This is a genomic window from Priestia sp. P1_B12_1, from assembly GCF_056406695.1.
In genome coordinates this window covers 360,606-375,163 of sequence record NZ_JBFTZR010000005.1, presented here as the reverse complement: position 1 = coordinate 375,163, position 14,558 = coordinate 360,606, and the positions used below count along the sequence as shown (strand labels likewise).

16 protein-coding genes, 1 rRNA gene and 1 riboswitch are annotated in these 14,558 nt (G+C 37.7%); of the genes, 6 read left to right on the top strand and 11 right to left on the bottom strand.

The genetic code is table 11. The features are described from left to right. A 16S ribosomal RNA gene (locus tag AC1D0Y_RS19060) occupies positions 1–63 on the bottom strand; the annotation flags it as partial. A 353-nt stretch (positions 64–416) separates the two neighbouring features. On the opposite strand from AC1D0Y_RS19060, the gene AC1D0Y_RS19055 reads away from it, so the two are divergent. The 3 genes from AC1D0Y_RS19055 (at position 417) to AC1D0Y_RS19045 (ending at position 3,240) form a co-directional block, all read left to right on the top strand. Then, entirely contained in the window at positions 417–611 is a 195-nt protein-coding gene (locus AC1D0Y_RS19055) for a hypothetical protein (RefSeq protein WP_028409574.1), read from the top strand. A gap of 245 nt (positions 612–856) precedes the next feature. After that, positions 857–2,443 carry an AMP-binding protein gene (locus tag AC1D0Y_RS19050; RefSeq protein ID WP_477707848.1) on the top strand — a complete coding sequence of 529 codons (1,587 nt, stop codon included), beginning with the start codon at positions 857–859 and terminating at the stop codon, positions 2,441–2,443. Between the two features lie 119 nt (positions 2,444–2,562). Continuing rightward, entirely contained in the window at positions 2,563–3,240 is a 678-nt protein-coding gene (locus AC1D0Y_RS19045; RefSeq protein WP_013059577.1) for an MgtC/SapB family protein, read from the top strand. A gap of 26 nt (positions 3,241–3,266) precedes the next feature. On the opposite strand, the gene AC1D0Y_RS19040 is transcribed toward AC1D0Y_RS19045, so the two are convergent. From AC1D0Y_RS19040 to AC1D0Y_RS19010, 7 genes are all read right to left on the bottom strand, one after another. Further along, positions 3,267–3,875 carry an NAD(P)-binding protein gene (locus AC1D0Y_RS19040; RefSeq protein ID WP_028409576.1) on the bottom strand — a complete coding sequence of 203 codons (609 nt, stop codon included), beginning with the start codon at positions 3,873–3,875 and terminating at the stop codon, positions 3,267–3,269. Further along, positions 3,856–4,623, bottom strand: coding sequence for a sirohydrochlorin chelatase (locus AC1D0Y_RS19035; protein ID WP_098249468.1), 768 nt, complete (start codon positions 4,621–4,623; stop codon positions 3,856–3,858). Before AC1D0Y_RS19035 ends, AC1D0Y_RS19040 begins: the two co-directional genes overlap by 20 nt. Before the next feature lie 13 nt (positions 4,624–4,636). After that, on the bottom strand, positions 4,637–5,416 hold the full coding sequence (gene cobA / locus AC1D0Y_RS19030; protein ID WP_028409578.1) for a uroporphyrinogen-III C-methyltransferase: 780 nt from the start codon (positions 5,414–5,416) through the stop codon (positions 4,637–4,639). Positions 5,417–5,507: 91 nt separating this feature from the next. Next, positions 5,508–6,107 (bottom strand): adenylyl-sulfate kinase, encoded by a 600-nt coding sequence (gene cysC / locus AC1D0Y_RS19025; RefSeq protein ID WP_014457932.1) that lies wholly within the window; start codon positions 6,105–6,107, stop codon positions 5,508–5,510. A 12-nt stretch (positions 6,108–6,119) separates the two neighbouring features. After that, positions 6,120–7,271 (bottom strand): sulfate adenylyltransferase, encoded by a 1,152-nt coding sequence (sat, locus tag AC1D0Y_RS19020; protein WP_025752727.1) that lies wholly within the window; start codon positions 7,269–7,271, stop codon positions 6,120–6,122. A 52-nt stretch (positions 7,272–7,323) separates the two neighbouring features. After that, positions 7,324–8,403, bottom strand: a complete 1,080-nt coding sequence (locus AC1D0Y_RS19015) for an inorganic phosphate transporter (protein WP_028409579.1) — start codon at positions 8,401–8,403, stop codon at positions 7,324–7,326. Between the two features lie 19 nt (positions 8,404–8,422). After that, on the bottom strand, positions 8,423–9,136 hold the full coding sequence (locus AC1D0Y_RS19010; RefSeq protein WP_028409580.1) for a phosphoadenylyl-sulfate reductase: 714 nt from the start codon (positions 9,134–9,136) through the stop codon (positions 8,423–8,425). 254 nt (positions 9,137–9,390) lie between these two features. Beyond that, positions 9,391–9,493: riboswitch (SAM riboswitch) on the bottom strand. A 312-nt stretch (positions 9,494–9,805) separates the two neighbouring features. On the opposite strand from AC1D0Y_RS19010, the gene cdaS reads away from it, so the two are divergent. From cdaS to AC1D0Y_RS18995, 3 genes are all read left to right on the top strand, one after another. After that, complete coding sequence (gene cdaS / locus AC1D0Y_RS19005) at positions 9,806–10,432, top strand: sporulation-specific diadenylate cyclase CdaS (RefSeq protein WP_034276407.1); 627 nt, start codon at positions 9,806–9,808, stop codon at positions 10,430–10,432. A gap of 97 nt (positions 10,433–10,529) precedes the next feature. After that, on the top strand, positions 10,530–10,913 hold the full coding sequence (locus AC1D0Y_RS19000) for a VOC family protein (protein ID WP_060745800.1): 384 nt from the start codon (positions 10,530–10,532) through the stop codon (positions 10,911–10,913). A gap of 67 nt (positions 10,914–10,980) precedes the next feature. Further along, a complete protein-coding gene (locus tag AC1D0Y_RS18995; protein WP_028409582.1) occupies positions 10,981–11,769 on the top strand; it encodes a potassium channel family protein in 789 nt (262 codons plus the stop codon). Between the two features lie 9 nt (positions 11,770–11,778). On the opposite strand, the gene AC1D0Y_RS18990 is transcribed toward AC1D0Y_RS18995, so the two are convergent. The 3 genes from AC1D0Y_RS18990 to AC1D0Y_RS18980 form a co-directional block, all read right to left on the bottom strand. Then, complete coding sequence (locus AC1D0Y_RS18990; RefSeq protein WP_217599064.1) at positions 11,779–12,183, bottom strand: YugN-like family protein; 405 nt, start codon at positions 12,181–12,183, stop codon at positions 11,779–11,781. A 354-nt stretch (positions 12,184–12,537) separates the two neighbouring features. Further along, the gene (locus AC1D0Y_RS18985; protein ID WP_013059589.1) at positions 12,538–13,887 is read right to left on the bottom strand and encodes a glucose-6-phosphate isomerase; all 1,350 of its coding nucleotides are present in this window, start codon (positions 13,885–13,887) and stop codon (positions 12,538–12,540) included. Positions 13,888–14,132: 245 nt separating this feature from the next. After that, positions 14,133–14,381 (bottom strand): hypothetical protein, encoded by a 249-nt coding sequence (locus tag AC1D0Y_RS18980; protein WP_225049792.1) that lies wholly within the window; start codon positions 14,379–14,381, stop codon positions 14,133–14,135. Positions 14,382–14,558 lie beyond the last annotated feature (177 nt).

Sequence of the window (14,558 nt, the reverse complement as noted above, 5' to 3'; positions counted from 1 at the left end):
GACTTGCATGTATTAGGCACGCCGCCAGCGTTCATCCTGAGCCAGGATCAAACTCTCCGAAGAAATGTTTGACTTGCTCAATTAAAAAATAAAATTTAACGTTGACGTTTGTCGCTTTGTTCAGTTTTCAAAGTTCAACCGCCGCTCTTAAGCGACTTTACCATCATAACAAGTTGCAAGCTAGTTGTCAACAAGTTTTTTTATTTGTTTATCACTTCGATGTTTGCTTTAGCAGTTCATCTTAGCGACATTTAATAATATACCACGCCTTCTTTTATTGCGCAATAGTTTTTCGATATATTTTTAAAAACTATTTTCTTGTAAGTGAAACGCTAGCCAATTAATAGATACTAGCATATCTAGAGCCACACTAGCATAATGTCTATTAAATCATTATCCGCCAAGGAGGCGTTCACTTGGATACCTTAATTGCAGCTGCACTCTATTTGTCCTTTTGTATGTCTATTCTCTTAATTTCACTTGCTTATTGGGAATCAATTCAAATCTCTAATAAAGAAGGCAAAGTCAACGGCCTTTCATTTATTTCACTTTCAACATTCAGCATGATTTTTTGTTTGTTTACTTCATATTTTTATACCATTCTTTATTAATATGATGTTACGTTGTCTTCTTAATAAAAAGGAGACATTTCTTTATTTTATTACAATATTCGCATTCGGTATACTCACTTATTGAAATCAATACGATAAATTCAGTTACTCCCCTTCTTCATACGTACAGTGGACAATGAAGGAATTTGTCGAATGATTTTTTGGAACACTTTCTTTAAATTTGATAAACTACTTTTAGAAAACGCTTTCATATACACTTTAACATTATTCAAGGAGGAAACCAAATGAAACCATTGCTTGAATTAACGGTTGGAGAACTTTTAAAAGAAAGTACAAAAAAGTTTGGGCATCAAGAAGCGGTTATTTACTCTGAACAAAATATTCGCTATACGTACGCGGAATTTTATCAAGAAACCTCTCGAGTTGCAAAGGCCCTTCTAGCCACCGGTCTCAAAAAAGGCGACCATATCGCTATCTGGGCTACCAATGTGCCGGAATGGTTACTTCTTCAATTCGCAGCAGCTAGAATAGGCGCTGTTTTGGTTACCCTTAATACAAGTTATCAATCCTCTGAATTAGAGTATGTATTGAGGCATTCTGATACAACAGCGCTATTTTTCATTGATGAATTTAAAAGCACTTCTTATACATCTATTATCACCGGTATTGAACATAATCTTCCCAAACTAAAACATCTTATAAACTTAAGTGGATCAAGCGAACATACGTCTTGGAACGAGTTTTTAATGAGTAGCTTAATGGTATCGGATGAGGTTCTCGATAAGCATGAACAATCCCTACATATCCATGATGTTATCAATATGCAATATACTTCCGGAACAACAGGTTTTCCAAAAGGAGTTATGCTAAGTCACCATAATATAGTAAACAACGGCTTTTTAGTTGCTCAGTCTATGAAACTGACCAACGAAGACCGCTTATGCATCCCAGTTCCTTTCTTTCATTGCTTTGGATGTGTGCTGGGTGTTCTAGCATGCGTATCTGTAGGTGCTACTATGCTACCGATTATTGAATTTCAACCTGCCTCTGTTTTATGCACCGTAGAGAAAGAAAAATGTACAGCTCTTCACGGTGTACCCACTATGTTTATTGCGGAATTAAATGCACTTGAGTTTGATCAATATGATTTATCTACTCTCCGCACAGGAATCATGGCTGGTTCTAATTGTCCAGCAGAAGTAATGAAGCGAGTCATACATGACATGGGCATCAATGAAATTACCATCGCCTATGGTCAAACCGAAACGTCTCCTGTAATCACCCAAACAACCCCAACTGATTCTATCGAGCGGCGAGTACAAACGGTTGGCAAAGTTCATAATCATGTACAGATTCAAATTATTAATCCAGTTACAGGTAAACCAGCTTCTTTCGGAGAACAAGGAGAACTTTGTGCAAAAGGATATTTAACAATGAAAGGATATTACAAAATGCCGGAAGAAACAGAAAAAACAATTGTAGAAGGTTGGCTACATACAGGAGATTTAGCTACCATCGATAAGGATGGCTATGTAAAAATTACAGGACGTCTAAAAGATATGATTATTAGAGGCGGAGAAAATATTTATCCAAGAGAAATTGAAGAGTTTTTATATAAAATACCCGAGGTAGAAGATGTTCAAATTGTCGGTATTCCTGATCCAAAGTATGGAGAACGAGTTGCTGCATGCATTAAACTCAAGCAACATTCTTTGCTTACCGCTCAAGAAATCCAAGACTTTTGCAAAGGTAAGCTTGCTCATTTCAAAATTCCGGAACATATTTATTTTATAGACGACTTTCCCATGACGGCATCCGGCAAGATTCAAAAATATAAATTAAAAGAAAAGATCGTAGCGCTTTATAAATAATCAGATTTTTTCGAATTTCACCTGTCATTATGAAGAAAAGTTTACTATACTGATACATATCTGTTTTTCTTCTTTCATACAGATATAAACAACAATGTTTATTGAAATAGGTGAAAATAATGGAAAATGAAATGTTGCTCAAATTAGGTATTTCCGCTGTACTTGGTCTTATTATTGGAATTGAAAGGGAACTAAAACGAAAGCCTGTTGGTTTAAAAACATCTCTCGTAATTTCCATTATTAGCTGTTTACTCACGATTGTTTCGATTGAGTCTTCTCAAATTTTTAATAAAGGTGATCATATCACAATGGACCCGCTTCGTCTGGCAGCTCAAATTGTTTCTGGAATTGGTTTTTTAGGGGCGGGCGTCATTTTACGAAAAGAAAATGACAGCATCTCAGGGCTTACAACAGCGGCTATTATCTGGGGAGCAGCAGGTATAGGCATTGCTGTAGGTGCAGGGTTTTATCCTGAAGCTATTACCGGAGTTGTACTGCTCATTATCAGCGTTGAACTTCTTCCCTTCCTTATTACTATTTTGGGGCCTAGGCAACTGCGTGAGAAAGAGCTTATTCTTCAACTCAAGCTGGCGGATAAGCACAATATCTTTGATACAACTAATAGCATTAGAGAAAAGAATATTACAATTAAAAATATTCGAATCAAAGATTTAGACACCAATGAATTGTATATAAGAATGAAAGTGTCAGTTAATAACCAGCGCCCTACTACAGAAGTGTATTACGAAATTCAAAAAATCAGCGGTATTCGAAGCATTGAAGTTGAAAATGTATAAATAAAAAACGGCCAACTGGCCGTTTTTTATTTGTATTTTTTAATCTGTTGTAAAAATTCCCGCTGTTTTACTAGAGACAGCCGGTATTGATCATCGATAATTTCTGTTAATAACTCATGTTTACGGCTCTTTGACACATTTAATCTGTGGATAAGAACTCTGCATTCATACAAAAACTGTGTATACTGTGTGTAACTCTCATCATAACTTGAGGATAAGTCTTCTTTGATTCGTTTTGTCAACAAAGGACTAGCACCATCTGTGGATATTGCTAGCGATAATCTCCCTCTAGAAAACTGTGCAGGAATTTGAATATTTCCATCAGAAAAACTGCTGGCCATATTAACCAACTGATCATTTTTAATATGCTGCTTAACGAACTTATTCACAGCTTGATCATTTGTAGCCACAACAATTAAAAAGACATTAAGTAAGTCTTCTTCTCCTACTTTTTTTCTTTTTACACGCAGCTGATCTTTAGCTTCCCATTCATTTATTTCAGCTGAAACAGTTGGAGCAACCACTGTAATGGCTGCTCCTTCTTGTAAAAAACCTTTAATTCTACGAGTTGCGATTGTTCCGCCCCCAACTACTAAGACCGAACGACCCTTTAAATCAAGCATAACGGTATACATCGTATTGATTTCCTTTGCTCGATAATAACGTTTTTACTTGGTGATTTAAAATGTGTGCAAGTCCATCGTGATAACCTAGATAGTTGGCTAAAATAAACTGCTGGGCATCTGTTGATAGCTGCTCCAATTCTTCCTTAATTTCGTTCATTAAAATACCGGTAAACAAAAGGTACGGAAGAACGAATACTTGCTTATACGAAGTTCGTTTAGCAAGGTGCAGGCCTTCTTTTAAATTAGGAGAAGCTGCAGCTAAATAGCACGTGCTCACTTCTTTAAAAGCACCTTTGCCTTTTAGCAGTTGAGCTATTTCGTTAAAATCTTTTTTTACAGCAGGATCACTGCTTCCTCTGCCGACCAACAATACCATCGAATCTTCATGCTTATCCACATTGGTTTCATTGATTCTCTCTACCAAGATATCAACAATTCGTTCGTCCACGCCGAACGGTTCTCCGTACAGCACTTCTACCTGGGGATAACGTTCATATACTTTGTGTATTTCTTCAGGTATATCTTGCTTTGCATGCGCAGCTTTTAATAACAGAAGGGGCACAATTGCAATACGGGTAGCACCTTGTTCAATACACGCTTCAAATCCTTGTTCAATAGTGGGGGAAGCTAGTTCTAGGAAACAAACTTCTTGAATCGGTACATCTAGATTTTTTTTACATCTTTCAATAAAAGCAACTGCCTGATCAGCGCCTTCTTTTACGCGGCTGCCATGGCAAACATATAAAACTGCATCCATATAATCAACCTCTTTAGTAAGCTTCTTGTGCAAACGAATAGTAATGCTGTCCAGTCTTCTCAAACCAATTTAATCGGTCATGAAAATTCACAACTTCACCAACGATAATCATACTTGGATTTTCAATTTGTTCTTCTTTAACAATATCAACAATTGTACCAAGAGTTCCAGTTACAGTGCGCTGGTCCGCACATGTTCCCCAGTGAATCAATGCAATTGGCGTAGCTGAAGTTTTTCCGTGTTTCATTAACTGTTGGCAAATGTACGGTAAGTTCCGCACCCCCATGTAAATTGCAAGAGTATCTACACCTTTGGCTAGGCTATCCCATTTGATTGCATCATGCTCGCTATCTTTACGATGGCCTGCTACAAAAGCAAAGCTTGCGCTGTATTCCCGGTGAGTGACAGGGATTCCTGCATAAGCAGCAGCTGCGATGCCTGATGTAATTCCTGGAACAATTTCAAATGAAATGCTCTGCTGCACGAGAGCTTCTGCTTCTTCCCCTCCGCGTCCGAAAACAAATGGATCTCCGCCTTTTAAGCGCGTTACAATTTTTCCTTTTTTAGCGAATTTCACTAAAAAGTTGTTAATTGTTTCTTGCTTGAGGGTATGATAGTTCGGAAGCTTTCCGCAGTAAATGATATCTGCATCACTTTTAGCATACTCCAGCAGGTCCTTATTCACTAAACGATCATATAAGATAACATCTGCTTGCTGAATTGCTTTCAGCCCTTTTAATGTAATTAAATCTGGATCCCCCGGTCCTGCACCGACTAGATATACTTTCCCCATGAATGCCTTTCACCCTTCCATCATTTCCACGTCTCCGCAGCGCTCCCACATTTTAATTTGAATTAGAACAGCGGACAAAGTCCGCTGTCATTTAGATAAATTTTCGGTTAGCTAAATATTCAATAACAGTTTGTACACATTCTTCTACAGACTGTGTGCTTGTATTAATTGTTAATTCAGGGTTAGCCGGCGACTCATACGGAGAATCAATTCCTGTAAAATCACGGATTTCTCCGCTTCTTGCTTTTTTGTAAAGCCCTTTTGGATCTCTTTTTTCACACTCTTCTAACGGACACTCCACGTATACTTCCAAAAATTCATTTCCCTCTAAGATCTCACGCACTTGAGCGCGGTCCTCTTGGAATGGAGAGATAAATGCTGTTAGTACCACTTGACCGCTGTCTACAAATAGCTTAGAAACCTCACCGATACGGCGAATATTTTCTGTACGATCTTCAGCAGAAAACCCTAGATTCTTATTTAAGCCGAAACGAACATTGTCACCATCTAATACATAGTTGCGAATATTTTTATCAAAAAGCGCCTTTGCCACTGCGTTTGCTACGGTAGATTTACCTGAACCCGAAAGACCTGTAAACCATAATACAAAACTGTGATGATTATTTTGCTCGCGTCTTTCCTCTTTTGTAATTCCAGCATCATGCCACGTAATGTTTGTTGATTTGCTCACTTCAACCGCTCCTTATTTTGAAGATACTTTTTGTTTTGCTAATCCTTTAATTAACACTTCAATTACTTCTTTACGGCTGAATGTGCTTGGTGGCACTTCTCCGTTACGAAGCATTTCACGTACCTTTGTTCCAGATAGAATCATATGATCTTCCTTGCTGTGAGGGCATGTTTTCGTTGATGCCATCGATTCACACTTCTTGCAGTAGAAGCTGTGTTCAAAGAATAAAGGTGTAATTCCTAATTCATCTGCTGTAAAGTTACTGAAGATTTTCTGTGCATCATATGTTCCGTAGTAGTCACCAACACCAGCGTGATCACGGCCTACAATGAAATGCGTGCATCCAAAGTTTTTTCGAACCATTGCATGAAAAATCGCTTCTCTAGGTCCAGCATAACGCATCGCAGCAGGGAAAACTGCTAAAGCTACACGATCGCTAGGATAATAGTTCTCTAAAAGTACTTCATAACTTTCCATACGGATATCTGCTGGGATATCATCTGACTTTGTTTCTCCTACAAGAGGATTTAAGAACAGGCCGTCTACAATTTCTAATGCCGTTTTTTGAATATATTCGTGCGCACGGTGAACAGGGTTACGAGTTTGGAATCCAACAACCGTTTTCCAACCGCGTTCTTCAAATGCTGCTCTTGTTTCAGTTGGATCTAGGTAATACTTTTCAAAACGCGTTTTAGGTGTACGTTCTACAAGTACGATTGGACCTGCTACGTATACATTTGGGCGTTCCATCATTTTTTTCACGCCAGGATGAGCAAGTTCTGCTGTGCGGTACACATTTTCCGCTTCTTTTTCTTTATTAGGCGTATATACTTCAGAGACTTCTAAAACACCATACGTTACGCCGTTTTGAACAAGCTTTACTTTGTCGCCAATGTTTAATTCTTTAGCTTGCTCTTCTGTTACAGGAAGAGTGATAGGAATACTCCATACTGTTCCATCTGCTAAACGCATATTTTCAACAACTGATTGATAATCTTTTTCTCCTAAAAATCCTGTAATTGGGCTGTAAGCACCAATTCCAATTAGTTCTAAATCACTTAGAGCCATGTTATCTACTTCGATTTCTTTTGTTAGTGAAGTGTAGTCATATGTTGGTTGATATAAATTAATTAATTCTCCACCGTGTGCTTGAATTGTTGTCATTTTGTAAAATCCTCCTTAAATAATTAACACAATATAATAAAAAGCACTTGAATCACGCAGTCATTTTTTCTTTTTCCGACTGCAAGTTTGCTCTTTTTCTTCTAGTCGCTCTAGCTAAGCTTAGAACACCTGCTGTGGCAATGCAGCCGCTAGCTAGCACCACAAATGAATATAAGTCGCTTTCAAGTACTAATTTCACAAGAACATATGAGATTACGAGTGAAAATACGGGGGATACCACCCAAACCTTTAACATTTGAATGACCACTTCACGCTGTTCTTTCGTGAATCCCGTTTTCGCTGCTCCTATTCCAATAATAGAAGACGTAGTGACCTGTGTAAGCGGTACTGGCAAACCAAAAAGTGAAGCTGCTGTAACAAGAGAAGCACCAGTACCCGAGATAATGCACCCTTCTCCTACAGAATAGCGAGTAATTTTTTTTCCGTTTGTTTCAATAACTCGGCCGCCTAGTAAAAGAGCTCCGAGCGCCACAGCCAGTCCTCCTGCTATGACACCCGTTGTGGCATCCATTAATCCAGCTCCTACTAGAGGACCGACAGCATTTGCCACGTTATTCATTCCAGCTGAGAAGGCTTCAAAGAATCCCGTGGCTATAACTAAAATCGTTAAAACTCTTTTCCACTTTCCCTCTGCTTCTTTTTTATGCGCTCTGCGTTTTATCACTTTTCCAATCAAAAAAGCAATGACAAATGAAACCAGCGGAACAATAATCCAAAAAGACATGACAACTAAAAGTTTTTCCACATACAGAGATTGATAAGCTACTCCTACTCCAACAACTGAACCAACCGTTACTTCACTTGTTGATAGAGGGATACCAATTAAATTCGCGAAAAAGAGTGACAGCGTTGCAGCAGCCAGAATGATAATAACTAATTCTACTGACAGCAATTTTTCAGGTATGATACCTGAACTGATGGTTTTTACCACCTCGCCGCCTCCGATAATGGCTCCGAGCACAATACCTACAGCACAGATGAACAAGGCTACTCTTCGCTTTTTAATCGCACCGGAGCCGTATGAAACGCCCATAGCTGCTGCTGCACCGCTTGCCCCGATATTCATTGCAAAAAAAAGCGCAATGATAAAGGCAACATATAAAAGCATCATTTATTCAGCTCTTTCGTATTTAAGATTCGTGTAATCCGCATTCAACTTTTTGTGTACCTGCCCATCTTCCTGAACGTAAATCGTCTACATTGTAGGCAGGTGCGGTACAAGGCTCACAGCCGATGCTTGGGTAGCCTTGATCATGAAGTTTGTTATATGGTAAATCATGCTTATACACATAGCGCCAAACTTCTTTCCAAGACCAATGAATTAACGGGCAGACTTTAACTTTCTTGAATTTCTCATCTTTATTAAAATAATTCGTGTTGGCACGAGATTCAGACTGCTCGCGTCTCAAACCAGAAATCCACGCATCATAAGGAGCAAGAGATTCCCTTAATGGGATGATTTTTCGAATTTGACAGCATAGGTTAGGCTGACTCTTCCAAAGCTCATCTCCATGTTTCTCAGCTTGTTCTGCAAGCGTTAAATCCGGTTTTTTTATATGAATACGCAAATCAGGAAAGCGTTCTTTAATTGCATCAATCACTTCATATGTTTCTTTAAAATGAACGCCCGTATCTAAAAAGACAATTTCAGCATCTTTTTTCACTTTTGAAATTAAATCAATTAACACAATCCCTTCAATACCAAAGCTTGATGCGTAAATAATTGAATCTCCGTAGGTATCATACGCCCACTGCAATGCTGAAAGGGCTCCTTTTGTTTCATCTTCACTGTCGAACTCTGGAAATGTATCACTCCAGTTTTCGTACGTATATAAGTCTGCCATTTTCTTCACTCCAATTCTTAGTTATCCGCGTTATCCAATAAAAAAAGACGGTTTTACCCACTAGAATTGGATAAAACCGCCTCTAGTGTGTCTAGTCAGCGAAACTATTTAATTCTTACTTTTCTTCGACGTGCTCAAAGATTTGTTTTAAGTCGGGGGTTACAGTGATTGATGTCCCTCCTTAAATTATCGCTTGCGCTATATCAAAATAAAAAGTCTTCCATATTGAAAGACTGGGTAGGCAATAAATTTTTACCTTATCTTTCAAAATGATACACACTTTGCTGGAATTAGCACCTTGCTAAGCAGGTTGCCGGGGTTCAGCGGGCCAGATCCCTCCACCACTCTTGATAAGCATTTTTTAAAAATTTTAGCATATTTAGAATATTTGTCAACATTAAAAATCATATATCCGATAAGAAAACTATACTTTAAATTCACAGAAATATCTATACTTTTATTTAAAACAACATATGTAAATTTAAACCAAACGTGAACATATCAGTTTATAAAACGCTTTCTTTTTCCTCAACTTTTTATATTCTCTTCCTAAATAAAACACAACACCTCTCTATAAAATTAATAAGGGATTTATAAGCTTTACGGATAATTCACCCACATTAGCACACATTACAGATAACACTGACTGACAGATAGGAGCTATATAAGATGGAGAGACATTCCTTTCAATTAGACGATACAATTAAAAATAATGTGCGAACATATTTACAGCAAATTTCAACTGAAGCCTCTAATTTAATTAAACATTTAGATACGAGTGATCATTGTATCCTATGTGATTTTGAGGAGATGAGAAGGTTATTTCAAGATGTTCAAGCTACGGCCGCCTCTTATTACTTGCGTCATTATCTATCGCCTTATACATTTGAATATGCTGCTCTGTCCTTAGCTATTCATAACCTTTCTGAGAAACGTCACGGCGCTTTAATTGTCATTGAACGGGAACAAAATGTAGACCCTCTTATTCAAAAGGGAATGCCTATTCAAGCTCCTGTCAGCGCTACGCTAGTTGAGACACTGTTCTACCCAGGGACACCCTTACATGACGGAGCCGTCCTAATTAGAAATAATCAGCTTATCTCAGCTGCTAATGTTTTACCTCTCTCGTCTATTATTTCAACGACCAAAAAATTGGGAACACGTCACCGTGCAGCCATTGGAATGTCGGAAAAATCGGATGCATTAATTTTAGTTGTATCTGAAGAAACAGGCAAAATTTCGTTTGCTCTTGATGGAAGCCTCTACCCTATTCACTCCAGCAAAAATATGATTTAAGAGCCCTTTCCTGATAAGCAGCCCCATCTTGACTTCTATATCCTTTCTCTTTAATATATTTCATAGTTTTTACATACTATAGATACGGGTGATGCATATGGCAATTTTAAAATTTGAACATGTAGGCGTTCAAGTAAAGGATATAGAAGAATCTATTGAGTTCTATACGCAAAAAGTGGGATTAGAGCTTATCGAAACACTGCCACATACCGATCCGTCTTTGAAGCTAGCTTTTCTAGGTTTAGAAGGCAATGTAATCGTAGAGTTAATTCAAGGGTATAACTCAAGCTTACCTAACGAAGGTAAAGTTCATCATTTTGCGCTGGCGGTAGACGGAATTGAAGAGGAGTTTGAGCGTTTAAAATCAGCAGGTGTTTCATTTGTGGAAGAAAACATTGTAACTTTGCCAAATGGAGCAAGATACTTATTTTTCTACGGTCCAGACAAAGAATGGATTGAATATTACGAAGTAAAAAGATAAAGATATCTTATACCTTCAGTGAAAAATGGTCATACTGTGGCTATGACTAATCACTGGAGGTTTTTTTATGATGGAATGGCTATTATTTCGACTTTTCCGTCGTTCTATTTTAGTGCGGCTTCTTTTTATTATCGGCTGCCTTGTTCTACTTTTTGGCATGCTTATACATTTCCTAGAGCCGCAAACGTTTGGAAATGTATTTGAAGGAATTTGGTGGGTTATTATTACAATTTCTACTATAGGGTACGGTGATTTTGCTCCGACCACTACGATTGGAAGGTTAGCTGCAATTATTTTAGTCCTGATCGGAACGGGATTTATTACCACTTATTTTGTTACGCTTTCTAAAATTGCTGTTTCCGCTGAGAGCGCTTATTTGGAAGGAAATTTAAAATTTTATGGAAAAGATCACTTCATCGTTGTTGGGTGGAATGAGCGCGCCAAACTCGTGTTAGAGTCTTATCGCGACGCATTTCATAAAGAAGACATTGTTCTTATCGACGACTCTCTGACTAAAAATCCCATGATTTGTGATCGCGTTCATTTTATTAAAGGAAGTCCTTCTCATTATGAAGTATTAGAACTTGCCAACGCTCGGTACGCAAAAAAAGTGCTGATTACTGCCGATCAGCATAAGACAGAAGAATATGCAGACATGAATACTATTGTTACGTTAGTCGCTCTGCAAGGATTGAACCCTTCTATTTACAGCATCGTTGAACTGTTAACAAAAAAGCATATTCAAAATGCACAAAATTTGGGGGTGAATGAAATGATTAAAACAAATGAGTTGATTAGTCAAGTCATGTACGAACATATTTTTGTGAAAAAATTAGAGAGTTTAAAAAAAGAATAGTTCCTTCAATTACTGAAGCAGCGCATCTTCTGCCTCTCTAATTAGCTCTTCTCCTAAGCTGATATACTTTTCTGGAAATGAAGCGTCTGCGTCTTGGGGTTCTGCAAACTGATTAAATGAAGCACTCGCATTTCCATTGTGAACATCGTCATCTAGACCAATTTGATATTTATGTGAAAGTAAAAATGGCGTCCCAATCTGTACGGTTGTTCCTTTAGAATCCAGTTCTCCGTTCGTAGCTGTAAACGGGATACGTAAAAACTGATAGCCGACTTCATCATTCATCTTATAGTCGAATGAACCATGGTCGTAATCCCAATTCCCTCCAATGTTATACCCAAGCGGCTTAAGCGTTTTTTCTAATTCGTAAAGCTTGAATAATGTTCCCTCTAATCTTGAAGATAATTCAATCATGTTATCCCTCCTCTGTTTTAACATGTCCTTTTTCCAGCGTTTTATCCTTTATCTCAAAAGCAAAAAAGAGGTTGAGACATAACTAAATGAATCCAACCTAAAGACGAACAAACTGGATAAAGCAGCTCGTATAAATCGCTTGTGACACCGCAGTTGATGTCCGTACGAGGCTTCGCTTTCCGCGGGCGGGCGCTGAGCCTCCTCGTCACTTGCGCTCCAATCAACTGTTAGAAGGACCTAAACAGATGAAACTATATTCACTATAACAAAAAAAACGAACCACTAATCAAACATGTTGATCAATGGTTCGTTTTTCACTTGGGCTAAAATACTTTTGTACCGCCCTCTTTTTACTTATTTCAAACGCTTTTCTAATTCTGCTTTTTTCTCTTCAAAACCAGGTTTTCCAAGAAGAGCAAACATATTTACTTTGTATGCTTCTACTCCCGGCTGATCGAATGGGTTTACGCCTAATAAATAGCCGCTGATTGCACATGCTTTTTCGAAGAAATATACAACATATCCGAACGTATACTCATCTAGCGCAGGAATGTTCACAACTAAGTTTGGAACGCCTCCATCTGTGTGAGCAAGCATTGTACCTTGGAACGCTTTTTTATTTACAAAGTCAACTGTTTCACCAGCTAAGTAATTTAATCCATCTAAGTCCGCTGCATCTTCTTCAATTGTTAGCTCATGACGAGAATCTTGAACTTGTACAATTGTTTCAAAAATATCACGACGACCTTCTTGTACATATTGACCTAAAGAATGAAGATCCGTTGAGAAGTTAGCAGATGAAGGGTAAATACCTTTTTGGTCTTTTCCTTCACTTTCGCCAAATAACTGTTTCCACCACTCAGCAAAGTATTGAAGAGCTGGCTCATAGTTAATCAGCATTTCAATTGTTTTTCCTTTATTATAAAGCACATTACGAGCTACAGCATATTGATAAGCTGGGTTCTCTTCTAGCTCTGATGATGAGAATGCTTCTTGAGCATCAGCTGCCCCTTTCATCATTTGTTCGATATCAAGACCCGCAGCGGCAATTGGTAATAAGCCAACCGCTGTTAATACTGAATAACGGCCGCCTACATCATCTGGAATAACAAATGTTTCATAGCCTTCTTCGTCCGCTAATGTTTTTAATGCGCCGCGCGCTTTATCTGTTGTTGCATAAATACGCTTGCGTGCTTCTTCTTTGCCATATTTCTCTTCTAATAATTTACGGAAGATACGGAAAGCAATCGCTGGTTCTGTTGTTGTACCAGATTTTGAAATAACATTAATAGAGAAATCTTTATCTTGTAAAACATCCATTAAGTCTTTCATGTATGTTGAGCTGATGTTGTTACCAGCAAAAATAACTTGCGGAGTTTTACGCTGTTCTTTTGATAATGTGTTATAGAATGAATGCTGAAGCATTTCAATAGCAGCACGAGCACCTAAGTAAGATCCTCCAATACCGATAACAATTAATACATCTGAATCAGATTTAATTTTTTCTGCACTTTTTTGAATGCGTGCAAATTCTTCTTTGTCATACTCCGTAGGAAGGTCGACCCATCCTAAAAAGTCATTTCCAGCACCTGTTTTCTCATGAATTGAATGGTGAGCTACTTTCACGGCATCACGTAAGTATGTAAGTTCATGTTCACCAAAAAATGATAACGCGTTTGAATAATCAAAACGAACATGTGTCATAGTTTGTTCCTCCATTAAAATATCTTTATTTTTCACTTTATCGAAACTGTTAGCTGAATTCAAGTGAATCCACTTACAATTTGAAACAATCATTATAGTTTGTTGAAACTGCAATCATTGTATGTACCCTTTTATTTAACGATAAATTCAGTTGTGAAGTCAACTAATGTTCTTTGATTACAGGACGTAATTCATGCACGATTACGCAAATAATAAGCAAATGAAAAACGACTAAAGAGTGGTCTTCAATCGTTTTTTATTTGCTTATCGGGTGGTGTAATATAGTTCATTTCACCTATTTTCACATATTGTCTCGGTTTATAAGAGGCTTTTAAAAGGGAAGAGTCTATTGATATGGAATTTTCAGCTTGGTTTTTAGAAGTGAGTAGCATCCTGTTTTCTTCTTTCATTTCCAAGTGATTATTCAGCACAAATCCGCTCATACATAATGCGGTAAAAATGAGAAAACTGATGGCTATTTGTTTCCTATACATTTCCATCACCTCACTCTTAGAGTGACAATTTCGAGTGATTTTTATACGTTCAAAAAATTTTTTATGTTTTTTTTTATGGATTTTGTGACGAGTTTCTATTTATTTAATAAGGTTTGAAAAATCCGCTGATACTAAGAAATAGCATGGATGCATGCATAATTAAATTATTATATAATC

Coding starts and splice junctions, on each gene's coding strand:
- AC1D0Y_RS19050 (WP_477707848.1), top strand. CDS start 857: ATGAAACCATTGCTTGAATTAACGGTTGGAGAACTTTTAAAAGAAAGT.
- AC1D0Y_RS19045 (WP_013059577.1), top strand. CDS start 2,563: ATGGAAAATGAAATGTTGCTCAAATTAGGTATTTCCGCTGTACTTGGT.
- AC1D0Y_RS19040 (WP_028409576.1), bottom strand. CDS start 3,875: ATGTATACCGTTATGCTTGATTTAAAGGGTCGTTCGGTCTTAGTAGTT.
- AC1D0Y_RS19035 (WP_098249468.1), bottom strand. CDS start 4,623: ATGGATGCAGTTTTATATGTTTGCCATGGCAGCCGCGTAAAAGAAGGC.
- cobA (WP_028409578.1), bottom strand. CDS start 5,416: ATGGGGAAAGTATATCTAGTCGGTGCAGGACCGGGGGATCCAGATTTA.
- sat (WP_025752727.1), bottom strand. CDS start 7,271: ATGACAACAATTCAAGCACACGGTGGAGAATTAATTAATTTATATCAA.
- AC1D0Y_RS19015 (WP_028409579.1), bottom strand. CDS start 8,403: ATGATGCTTTTATATGTTGCCTTTATCATTGCGCTTTTTTTTGCAATG.
- AC1D0Y_RS19010 (WP_028409580.1), bottom strand. CDS start 9,136: ATGGCAGACTTATATACGTACGAAAACTGGAGTGATACATTTCCAGAG.
- cdaS (WP_034276407.1), top strand. CDS start 9,806: ATGGAGAGACATTCCTTTCAATTAGACGATACAATTAAAAATAATGTG.
- AC1D0Y_RS19000 (WP_060745800.1), top strand. CDS start 10,530: ATGGCAATTTTAAAATTTGAACATGTAGGCGTTCAAGTAAAGGATATA.
- AC1D0Y_RS18995 (WP_028409582.1), top strand. CDS start 10,981: ATGATGGAATGGCTATTATTTCGACTTTTCCGTCGTTCTATTTTAGTG.
- AC1D0Y_RS18990 (WP_217599064.1), bottom strand. CDS start 12,183: ATGATTGAATTATCTTCAAGATTAGAGGGAACATTATTCAAGCTTTAC.
- AC1D0Y_RS18985 (WP_013059589.1), bottom strand. CDS start 13,887: ATGACACATGTTCGTTTTGATTATTCAAACGCGTTATCATTTTTTGGT.
- AC1D0Y_RS18980 (WP_225049792.1), bottom strand. CDS start 14,381: ATGTATAGGAAACAAATAGCCATCAGTTTTCTCATTTTTACCGCATTA.